This window comes from Streptomyces sp. NP160, assembly GCF_006335115.1.
Lineage (GTDB): Bacteria > Actinomycetota > Actinomycetes > Actinomycetales > Quadrisphaeraceae > Quadrisphaera.
The window spans coordinates 1-1303 of record NZ_VDMJ01000089.1 but is presented as its reverse complement, the minus strand read 5'-3'; the positions used below and the strand labels follow the sequence as shown (position 1 = coordinate 1303).

The window sequence follows — 1303 nt, the reverse complement described above, 5'->3', positions numbered from 1 at the left end:
CGGCCAGCGCGGCCTGCAGGTCCGTGCTGAACCCCGGCAGCTGCACCGACCCCGCCAGCCCCAGCTGGTGCACCAGGCCCTCGAGGTGCTCGCGCTCGGCCCCTTCGCCCAGCAGCAGCAGCGTCAGGGGGCGCACCGCCTCCGAGAGCTCCCGCGCCGCTGCCCACGCCCGCAGCAGCACGTCGAAGCCCTTCGCCTCCGACAGCCGGCCGGCCGCCACCACGAACGGGCCGGAGGCGAGCGCGGCGGAGACGGCGCCGCTGGCCGGGCGCAGCGCGGCCGCGCGCACCAGCTCGACGTCGACGCCCACCGGGACCACCGCCGTGCGCGCCTCCGGCAGCCCCGCGGCCACGACCGGCGGCACGAGCCCCGCCGAGACGCACAGCGCCAGGTCGCTGCGGGCGTGCACCCAGCGCGTGACGCCGTGGAGGCGCCGCGGCACCCACTCGTGCAGCGCCTGCGCCAGCTGGCTCTGCACCACCACGGCGAACGGTCGCCGGGCCAGGCGGGCTGCCGCCCACGCCGCCAGGAAGCCGTAGCCGATCTCGCTGCCGGACACGACGACGTCGCTTCGGCGCGCCTCACGGACCAGCCGCGCGAGCCCGGGCAGCAGCGCCCAGCGCAGCTGGCGGGGCCTGGAGGACCCGTGCACCACCTCGACGGAGGGGTCCGGAACCAGCACCGGCTGGCCCGGTGCCGTGCGCTGGAGCACGAACAGGCGCGCGGGCAGGCCCTCGCCGGGCAGGCGGCGCGCCAGCTCGTGGGTGACGCGGACCCCGCCGCTCTCCTCCAGGTGCGCCTCGACGAGGAGCACCGCGGTGTGCCGGCCCGGTGCCGGCGCGCGCCGCCCGCAGGGCGTCGGGGTCGGTGGCGAGCAGGTCCAGCCCCGAGACCGCCCAGCGCCCCTGCGGCGGGACCGGCTGCTGCGAGTACGGGAAGTGCTCGTCGGCCGTCTCCAGCAGGCGGAACCACGTGCGCACCTCCTCGACGGCGAAGCCGAAGGAGTCGCTGCCCCACAGCACCCGCCCGGCGTGGCGGCGCAGCAGGGACGCGGCGGCGCGCGGCTGCCGCCCCAGCTCGGCCAGCCGCCCCGACAGGTCGACGGCCAGGTTGGGGTGGGCGTCGAGCAGGGCCGAGACCGCGGCGAGGTCCTCCGCCGAGCTGGCCAGGTGCGCCGCGATGAAGCGGGTGCCGGGGTGGGCGCCCACCAGGGCCTCGAGCGAGGCGAGCAGGCGGGCGTGGCTCGGGGCGCCGGTGCCGTGCAGAGCCCAGTCCGGGTGTGCCAGCAGCTCCTCGAGGCGCT

1 protein-coding gene and 1 pseudogene are annotated in these 1303 nt (G+C 78.4%); both read right to left on the bottom strand.

Translation table 11 applies throughout. The annotated features are described in order from the left end of the window. The coding region (locus FHN55_RS22030) for a glycosyltransferase (RefSeq protein ID WP_139714547.1) at positions 1 to 814 on the bottom strand (814 nt) is incomplete at its 3' end. A 91-nt stretch (positions 815 to 905) separates the two neighbouring features. Further along, positions 906 to 1208, bottom strand: a pseudogene (locus FHN55_RS24025) (amidohydrolase family protein); the annotation flags it as partial. Positions 1209 to 1303: the final 95 nt, after the last annotated feature.